Source organism: Achromobacter sp. Marseille-Q4962, from assembly GCF_943737005.1.
Taxonomy (GTDB): Bacteria; Pseudomonadota; Gammaproteobacteria; order Burkholderiales; family Burkholderiaceae_B; genus Achromobacter.
This window is the reverse complement of record NZ_CALSFU010000054.1, coordinates 1-8624: the sequence shown is the minus strand read 5'-3', so window position 1 is coordinate 8624 and position 8624 is coordinate 1. Positions and strand designations below refer to the sequence as shown.

The 8624-nt window shown below is 60.8% G+C and carries 8 protein-coding genes and 3 pseudogenes; 8 read left to right on the top strand and 3 right to left on the bottom strand.

Annotated features, from left to right (window positions below):
* Positions 1-132: 132 nt before the first annotated feature.
* Positions 133-989: pseudogene (locus tag NGJ44_RS22795) on the top strand (IS3 family transposase); the annotation flags it as partial.
* Here the strand turns inward: NGJ44_RS22795 and NGJ44_RS22790 are convergent.
* Positions 944-2058 (bottom strand): IS3 family transposase gene (locus NGJ44_RS22790; protein WP_251865997.1). Its coding sequence is split into 2 segments (ribosomal slippage): positions 944-1806 and positions 1806-2058, totalling 1116 coding nucleotides; the frame shifts between segments, so codons are not numbered across the junction. The pseudogene NGJ44_RS22795 and the gene NGJ44_RS22790 overlap by 46 nt on opposite strands.
* Before the next feature lie 107 nt (positions 2059-2165).
* Between NGJ44_RS22790 and NGJ44_RS22785 the strand changes: the two are divergent.
* A pseudogene (locus NGJ44_RS22785) lies at positions 2166-2411 on the top strand (integrase core domain-containing protein); the annotation flags it as partial.
* A 179-nt stretch (positions 2412-2590) separates the two neighbouring features.
* Positions 2591-2772, top strand: a pseudogene (locus tag NGJ44_RS22780) (IS5/IS1182 family transposase); the annotation flags it as partial.
* A 105-nt stretch (positions 2773-2877) separates the two neighbouring features.
* Here the strand turns inward: NGJ44_RS22780 and NGJ44_RS22775 are convergent.
* Positions 2878-3243, bottom strand: coding sequence for a MerR family transcriptional regulator (locus tag NGJ44_RS22775; RefSeq protein WP_251865995.1), 366 nt, complete (start codon positions 3241-3243; stop codon positions 2878-2880).
* Between the two features lie 89 nt (positions 3244-3332).
* Here NGJ44_RS22775 and NGJ44_RS22770 point away from each other — a divergent pair, with 89 nt between their 5' ends.
* Positions 3333-4241 (top strand): alpha/beta fold hydrolase, encoded by a 909-nt coding sequence (locus tag NGJ44_RS22770; protein WP_251865994.1) that lies wholly within the window; start codon positions 3333-3335, stop codon positions 4239-4241.
* 22 nt (positions 4242-4263) lie between these two features.
* Positions 4264-5202, top strand: coding sequence for an alpha/beta fold hydrolase (locus tag NGJ44_RS22765; RefSeq protein WP_251865991.1), 939 nt, complete (start codon positions 4264-4266; stop codon positions 5200-5202).
* A 306-nt stretch (positions 5203-5508) separates the two neighbouring features.
* Here NGJ44_RS22765 and NGJ44_RS22760 read toward each other — a convergent pair whose 3' ends face one another.
* A complete protein-coding gene (locus NGJ44_RS22760; RefSeq protein WP_251865989.1) occupies positions 5509-6408 on the bottom strand; it encodes a LysR family transcriptional regulator in 900 nt (299 codons plus the stop codon).
* A gap of 99 nt (positions 6409-6507) precedes the next feature.
* Here NGJ44_RS22760 and NGJ44_RS22755 point away from each other — a divergent pair, with 99 nt between their 5' ends.
* The 3 genes from NGJ44_RS22755 (at position 6508) to map (ending at position 8119) form a co-directional block, all read left to right on the top strand.
* Positions 6508-6900 carry a nuclear transport factor 2 family protein gene (locus NGJ44_RS22755; RefSeq protein WP_001554375.1) on the top strand — a complete coding sequence of 131 codons (393 nt, stop codon included), beginning with the start codon at positions 6508-6510 and terminating at the stop codon, positions 6898-6900.
* A 242-nt stretch (positions 6901-7142) separates the two neighbouring features.
* On the top strand, positions 7143-7355 hold the full coding sequence (locus NGJ44_RS22750) for a ParD-like family protein (protein WP_001554376.1): 213 nt from the start codon (positions 7143-7145) through the stop codon (positions 7353-7355).
* The gene (map, locus tag NGJ44_RS22745; protein ID WP_251865987.1) at positions 7352-8119 is read left to right on the top strand and encodes a type I methionyl aminopeptidase; all 768 of its coding nucleotides are present in this window, start codon (positions 7352-7354) and stop codon (positions 8117-8119) included. The genes NGJ44_RS22750 and map overlap by 4 nt, the downstream gene beginning before the upstream one ends.
* Positions 8120-8624: the final 505 nt, after the last annotated feature.

Genomic DNA, 8624 nt, shown 5'->3' with positions numbered 1-8624 from the left:
CGGGTCCATCGGGTATATTCCTCCTGCGCAGGCTGAAGAACGCTATCTCCGTACCAACTCTGACTCTGTGCCGATGAACGCTGTACTTTAACCAAACAGCCTCCTCGATTCCCGGGGCAATTCAACGAGCAGATCATCGGCATCCTGCGCGAGGCCGAGATCGGCGCCATGTCGATCAAGGCCTTGTGCAAGAAGCACAACGTTACCGAGCAGACCTTTTTCCGATGGCGCAACAAGTTCGGCGGCCTTGACGTTCCAGATGCCCGCCGGCTCAAGGACCTCGAGTCCGAGAACGCCCGGCTCAAGCGGTTGGTCGCCGAGCAGATGCTGGTCATCGACGGGATGAAGGAGATAGTCCGAAAAAAATGACGACCCCGTCGGAACGACGCGACACGGTCCAGATGCTGGTCCGTCGGGGTCTCTCGCAGCGCAAGGCCCTTCGATACCTGGGCCTGAGCCGCCGCATCGCCAGCTACGCCCCGCGCCAGGCCGCCAAGGACCAGGCGGTGGCCGAGCGCTTGCTGGCCGCGTCGCCGAAGGTGCCGCGGTTCGGGTATCGCCGGATGGCGGCCTGGCTGGACCTGGGCGAGGCCCGGGTGCGGCGCCTGTGGCGTCGGCTGGGCTTGAACATTCCCCGCCGCCGGCCGCGTCGCCGCCGATCCGGCAACGATATCCGCCTTCCGGGCGCGGTTCGCCCGAATGCCGTCTGGAGCTACGACTTCGTCCACGACCAGATGGTCGACGGGCGCGCCTTGAAGATGCTGTGCGTGATCGACGAATACACCCGGGAGTGCCTGGCCATCGAGGTCGGGGCCAGCCTGCGGGCGCAGGACGTGATCCTGACCCTGTCGCGGTTGATGCGGCTCTACGGCAAGCCGGCCTTTGTCCGCTCCGACAACGGCGCCGAGTTCACGGCGGCCAAGGTGATGCGTAAGCTTCCCCGTCAAGCAGGCATTTCAAAAGTAGAACTTCCGGCGACGCGTTGGCGGTACTCGGCCGGGGTCAGATCGCCGAGCGAATCGTGGGGACGCTCCTCGTTGTACTCGAGCATCCACCAGTACGCGGCCTCGCGCACGTCGTCGAGGCGGGTGAACAGGTGCTGGTCCAGGACCTCCTCGCGGAAGGTCCGATTGAAGCGTTCGATGTAGGCGTTCTGGTTGGGCTTGCCGGGCTGGATGTACCGGATGGCCATGCCGTTGAGCTTGGCCCACTGCACGAAGGCCTCGCCCAGGAACTCCGGGCCGTTGTCGGTACGCAGGAACTGCGGCAGGCCGTGGTCGCGCTTGAGCTGCTCGAAGATGCGGACCAGGCGCGTGGACGAGATCGAGGTGTCGACCTCGATGTGCAGCGCCTCGCGGTTGAAGTCGTCGACCACGTTGAAGGTCCGGAAGCGGCGGCCACACGCCAGCGCGTCGGCCATGAAATCCGCTGACCAGACGGCATCGGGCAGCAGGGGAACGTAGAGCGGTACGCGTTCGCGCTTGGGCAGCCGCTGCTTGGCCTTGCGGCGCAGATTGAGCTTCATCGCCTTGTACACTCGGTAGATTCGCTTGTGGTTCCAGTCCGGACGCGCACGGCGCAGGACCTTGCAACACTTCCAGAAGCCGCGGCTCGGGCGATTCTCGACCACCTCGGCCAGGGCCGCGATGATCTCGGCATCCCGTACCGTCCAGTGCACCGGCGGCTGGTACCACGCTGCCCGCGACAACCCAACGCAATCACAGGACCGGCTCAGGGGCCGCGTGTGCACCTCGACCAGGTACCGCACGGCCTCGCGCTTCTGCTCCGGCCCTACAGTTTTTTTGCGATCAGATCCTTCATCGCGGCGTTGTCGAGCGCCAGCTCGGCGTACATCCGCTTGAGCCTGGCGTTCTCCGCTTCCAGGTCCTTGACACGCCGCAGCTCGGAGGCCTCCAGGCCGCCGTACTTCGACTTCCACTTGTAGTAGGTCGGAACGCTGATGCCGGCCTGCCGGCAGATGTCCTTGACCGGCACGCCGGCGTCGGCCTGCTTGAGGATCGAGACGATCTGGGTCTCGGTGAAACGGGACTTCTTCATGGAACCTCCTGGCTGGGGAAAACATGCCAGAAAGTTCTACTTATGGGGTGTCTGCGGATCGGGGAAGCTTACGGATGCGCTGGCTGCGCGACGCGGCGATCGGCCCGGCGTTCATCGCGCCGGGCAGCCCCTGGCAGAACGGCTTCGTCGAGAGCTTCAACGGCAAGCTGCGGGACGAGCTGCTGAACCGCGAATGGTTCCGCAGCCGCGCCGAGGCGAAGGTACTGATCGAACGCTGGCGGCAGTTCTACAACGAGCAGCGGCCGCACAGCGCCCATGGTTACAAACCCCCGGCGAGCGTTCGCCGGAACTGGTCGAAACCCGATACCATCAACCCCGGACTCACTGCCTGATTGGCTACAAGTTCCATACTCAGGTCACGGTCAATCAGTTGAGAACGCGATACTGACGGGACCCACCAACCGCTCGCCATGATCCAGTGTGACGATGGCTGCCACATCGGTGCCTAGGTCCGTTATCAATTGCCCAGATAGGCGATGCTAGACGCCCCCCTTCATTTGCCCGCGCAGCCATGGCATTCCGTTACGCCCTACGAGACGATCAATGGGATCGCATCCACGGCCTGCTTCCCAGTCGAGCCGGTCATGTCGGGGTGACCGCCAAGGACAATCGACGGTTTGTCGGAACCGCCCTCTACCGCTACCAGGCGAGCATTCCAGGATGGGGCTGCCTGAACGGTTCGGAGATTTCCAAGTGATCATTGAACAATTGCTCCACGAAGATGGCTGTTCCGCACACTCGAGATTCCTGCCACTGATGTCGGTCGACGATCGAGGATGGGGGTACTTCAGCAGCCTGCTAGGCCTCTTCTACCAGCATCTGGCGCAGCCGTGCGCGTCGCTGTTCAAGGTCCGCGATCTGCCGCTCTATGGAAGCGAGCCGTCGGCGTTGCACTTCACTCGTTTCAGGACACGCTGCAGCGCCTTCGATCATGCGCATGCAATCGGGAAATCCGCGGATTTCCGCCAAGCTGAAGCCTGTGGCGATCAACCTCTGGATCTGACGGACCTGAGTGACGGCGACGGGGAGAAACATCCGATAGCCGTTTTCCGCGCGTACGGAAGCTAGCAGTCCGTTGTCGTCGTAATGCCGGATCGAGCGCCGGCTTGCTCCTGTCTTGTGGGCGAGATCGCCAATGGTCATGGGGCTTTGAGGCTTGGACATGGGCCCACTGTACCATTTCCCCGCTTGACACTCACATCAATGTGAGGCTTGAGACTAGGCGTGTTCTAGGAACCTAGGAGTACGTGTCTATGTCTTTGTCGAAACTTCGTGGTGCACTCGGCGCACTGATAGCGACACTCGCGCTACTAGCCGCCGCGCCGGCTACGTTCGCCGCAACCCGGGATTACACCGTCACTGCCCCCGATGGAGTGGTGCTGGCCGTCCAGGAAGCTGGTGATCCCGAGGGTTCTCCCATCATTTTCATTCATGGCCTGCTGGGCAGCCGGCTGAACTGGAGTAAGCAATTGCAGGACCCTCGACTCCAGCATTACCGATTGATCACTTACGACCTGCGCGGGCACGGCCTGTCGGGCAAGCCGGCCGAGGCCAGCTCCTACACCGACGGACGCCGCTGGGCCGATGACCTGGCCGCGATCATCGAATCGACACACGCGCGCAAGCCGGTGCTCGTGGGATGGTCGCTGGGCGGTGCCGTGATATCGAACTACCTGGCGGCCTATGGCGACAAAGGTATCGCCGGCGCCGTCTATGTCGACGGAGTGATCGAGCTGAAGCCCGACCAGATCGTGGCGCACCCAGACGTCTATCGCGACATGATTGCTTCGGACTTGCAAACCCACTTGGACGGCGAGCGCGCTTTCCTGCGGCTGTGCTTCCACCGCCAGCCCGACGCGACCACGTTCTCCTTGCTGCTGGCCAACGCCGCGCTGGCATCGTGGGACATGCAACGTGCCGTGCAGTCGATGACGGTCGAGGCAGCCAAAGGATTGAGCAAGGCCGAGGTTCCGCTCCTGCTGATCTACGGCGCCCAGGACGCGCTCGTGAAGGCCAAGCCCAGTATCGCCAGGGCCACGAGCCTCAACCCACGGATCCGCAGCGAGCTGTATTCCGATTCGGGACACGCGCCATTCCTCGAAAAACCGGAGCGCTTTAACCGGGACCTGTCGGATTTCGTTCGCATGGCTCTTTCACGCTAGCGATCCATACCGTACGGAGTTGATGATGTCGGGTATCGACGGCATTGCATCGTGGAACTCATTTGCTGGATTCTCAGAGTTGCACATCGAGGCGGGCGGCGTGGCGTTCCGCGGCGTCACTGGCTGCTCCGGAGGACCGCCCGTGCTGCTGCTACACGGCTACCCACAAACCCATCTTGCATGGCGTCATGTCGCGCCACGGCTGGCACAGTCGTTTACGGTCGTGGCGCCGGACCTGCCCGGCTACGGTAGCAGTCGGCCCGACTCGGATCGGCCTCGCTGGACCAAGCGTCGCGTGGCCAACGCCTTGATTGCCTTGATGGCCAAACTTGGACACCGCCGGTTTGCCGTTGTGGGACACGACCGGGGGGCACGCGCCGGATACCGCCTCGCGCTCGATTACCCGGGGCAGGTGACGCACTTCGCCTCGCTGGCCGTGATTCCGACTCTGGATGCATGGGATCTGGTGGACGAACGATTTGGACGCGCCAATTTTCATTGGTTCTTCCTGGCCCAGCCATTCGGGCTCCCGGAAAAGCTGCTGTCCGCCGATCCGCAGGCATTCATCGATGCTGCGCTGGCCCGTATGGCGGGCGGGCTGGGCAATGTCGAGCCGCTCGCTCTCGAGGCCTATCGGCGTGCGTTCCAAGATCCCGATGTTCGGCACGCCATCTGCGAGGACTATCGGGCAGCAGCGCAGGAGGACCGCGCCTGCGATGCGGCCGACCGTGCCGTAGGCAGGAAGCTGTCCTGCCCCGTGCTTGTGCTTTGGCCACAAGGGTGGGAAGGCCCGTCCCCCATCGACATCTGGTGCAGATGGGCCAACAACGTCCAAGGCGTACCCATCCGGGGCGGCCACCTTCAACCGGAGGAGTCGCCAGAAGATGTATTGGCAGCGCTGCTTCCATTTCTTATGGGCACAGGGGCTTCCGGCATGCCGATCGCAGACTCGTCAGCCTAAGAATTCGACTAACTTGCACGCGACTGCCTCCGGCTATTATTCCGGCAAGAATTGACTGCGGTGGACGTAGTTGCGCCCATGAGAAGCATCCGCTCCAGCCAATGGGACGATGCCCTGCATGGAACTCAACAGCCCTCCGTTGGAACGGCTCGATCACACTCGCCAGCAGCTTCCACGGCACAATTTCCTGCATACGCCCCAGGAATGCTTTCCATCGGGTCACGGTTTCCTGCCTGCAAACTCGGCCGATGCGAAACTCAACTACCCGTGGGCTTCGAGCCCCTTGAGTGCCCGTCATTTCATGCGTCAGAAGGGCCTCACCGCAATCAGCTGTTCACGCAGCCACTGATGTCCTAAATCTTCGTCAAAGCGCGGATGCCAACCGACCTGCAGTTGGAACGGATCGAATGCGAATGGGAGGTCGAAGCGGTCGATCATGTGATCAAAGCGGTGTAGGAAGCGCTCAGGCAGTGTCGCCAGGCAGTTCGTGCGCTCAAGTATCGGTGGCACCGCTGTGTAGTACTGCACGGATACCGTGGTGTGTCGATAATGCCCCAGCTCTGCAAGAAAATCATCGATCCCACTGTGATAACTGCCATTGGTAGACACCAGCACATGCTCATAAGCGCAGTATTGCTCCAGCGTCATTGCAGCCGTGCCGCGAGGATGCCCTTTGCGTTGGGCCACCTGAAACCTGTCGTCGACCAGATCATGGGTGCGCAAACCAGGGGGCATGAAGGCTCGGGTGCCGATCACCAGGTCGATGCGTCCGCGAGCTGTGAGATCCAGGACCTCATCACGGGGTATCTGGAGCATGGCCAATCGAAGGCCCACATACGACTGCTTCCGAATGCGCTCGATGAGATCCAGTCCAATCGTCATCGCGGCATTGTCATTGATGGCGATCGCGAAATCGCGCTTGGCCGTGCCGGGATCGAAAGCGTAGGGCGCCTCGACAAGATCCTCAAGCCGTGTCAGCAACTCATGCAGGGGTGATTTCAGCTGCGCTGCGCGTGGCGTCAACCGCATACCTCGGCCGCGCTCGGCCGGCACCAGCAAAGGATCATCAAGCACCTGCCGCAAGCGAGCCAGTTGGGCTGAGAGTGCAGGCTGGCTGATGGCTAAGCGTCGTGCTGCACGAGTGACGTTGGCCTCTTCAAGCAGAACATCCAACGACACCAGTAGACCCATGTCGTGCTTCTTCATAACTTGAATCTATTGCTAGCTACTATCAAATATCAATTTTACAGATCCATTCCTGGCGCTGTCTAATCTCGCTGTACACCCTGCTACAGGAGAATAGTCATGCATACCTACGAAACAAAGCTTGCTTTGGCCAAGCAGTTTCATGCCGCACTGACCCGCCGCGACTGGCAGGCGATCCGTAAGCTTCTTACCGACGATGCCACCTGGGTTCTGCCCGGAGACAATCAGATCTCTGGTCCAGCGGTCGGTGCGGAAGCAGTCGTTGCCAGAGCTGAGCTAATTGCCAGCTTCGGCCTGAATTTCGAGCTCAAGCACATTCTGGTAAGCCGGGATAATGTCGCGCTCTCGCTGCATAACACTGCACGCCGGAATGACCTCGTACTGGACGAGCATCTGGCTACGGTCTGCACCTTGCGCGATGGCAAGATCGCTGCTATCGAGACCTACCTGTCCGACCTGCCGGGCATGAATGCCTTTTTTGCCAGGGACTGAAGGTTCGAGGTCAAGGCGACGCCCTCGGTCGAGAGTGGAGCTTGGCCGAGCTTGCCGATGCCCATGCCGTCATAGCCCGATCGGCGAACTCGGCCCGCCATTGCTATCGCGCCGAGTCAGGCCTGCGCTACCGGCTCCTAGGAAACCATCATGGCGTCGACTTGGTCACGTCAGCGCAGTTCACTTGCGCTACGGCCAAGACGACTATATGATTCGTATATGTCTCATATACGACTAGATACATGGGCATCGTGAACATCGACGACGATCTGCATGACCAACTGCGCAAGGCCAGCGCAGTATCGTGCCGGTCGATCAACGCACAGGCAGCCTTCTGGATCAGGATCGGCATGCTGTGTGAAATGAATCCAACGCAAAGCTTCAACGATATCGTTGCTCGTGAACTGCGGGCCGCGGGCGTTGTGGCGCAACCCATCAAGATGGGGGCGTCATGACCAAACGGCCAGAAGAAATCGCGCTGATGGCGGAGTCAGGCCAGCTTTTGGCACAGGTGTTCAGCCATCTTGATCGGCTGAATCTGATTGGCATGTCCACGATGCAGGTCAATGATCTGGTCGATGACCTCATCGTCCATGAATTCAACGCACGCCCGGCCAGCAAAGGGCAATACGGTTACGCCTACGCGCTAAACGCCTCCCGCAACCATGTGGTCTGCCACGGCGTTCCTTCCGCCGAGGACATCCTGCAGGACGGGGACATCGTCAATTTCGACATCACGCTGGAGAAGAATGGCTACATCGCCGATTCCAGCAAGACCTATCTGGTGGGCCAGGTGTCGCAGCCGGCACGGCGGCTCGTGCAAGTGGCTTATGAAGCGATGTGGAAAGGCATCCAGGCTGTCCGCCCAGGTGCCACGCTCGGTGACGTGGGCCACGCCATCGAGCGGCATGCCCGCAGGAATGGCTATTCGATCGTCCGGGAATACTGCGGGCACGGCATCGGCCGGGAGATGCACGAGCCGCCGCAGGTGTTGCATTGGGGCAAGCCGCGAACGGGGCTAGTACTGCGCGAAGGCATGGTTTTCACCATAGAGCCGATGGTGAACCAAGGACGACGTGCCATTCGAACTGAGGACGACGGCTGGACGGTCGTCACGCGCGACGGGCAACTGTCGGCTCAGTTCGAGCATACCGTTGCCGTCACCGAGAGCGGCGTGCGTGTCTTGACACTGCGCCCGGGCGAAAAAGCGTTGCACTGATCCAGTGTGGTAGCGATACGGACTTTCGCTCAGGATCTGACTTTGACTTCGGGTAAGAACACGCCGTTGCCGGCGTGCTCTCCTCATAGAACAGTGCATGAGATTCCACCCCGTTAACACGGACACTTCCGAGCAAGCCCATATCGAGCAAAAGAAGTGTCCATGAAACGAAAGAAATACAGCCCCTAATTCAAGCGGATGGGCATTGAACTGGCTCGCCGTTCAGAGGCCAGTCGCTGCAGATTACCCAGGAAATTGGAATAGCCCCGAGGTGGGCAGGCCGTCCGGGTTGGTGTTATCCTCCAGGGAGAAGTTGAAGCAGAAATTGTGCCGATTGTCGGCCGTCCGCTCCTTGAAGACTTTGAGGTCAACTTTATCTGTCAACGCCGGTTGAAAACTGACCCACTTTCGTCGGAATCGTCGGAGTAAAACTGACCCACCCCGGCGTCCAAAAAACCTAGCTCCTGATCTTGATATTCCCTGCTTTGCGCTTGTCCTTGAGTCG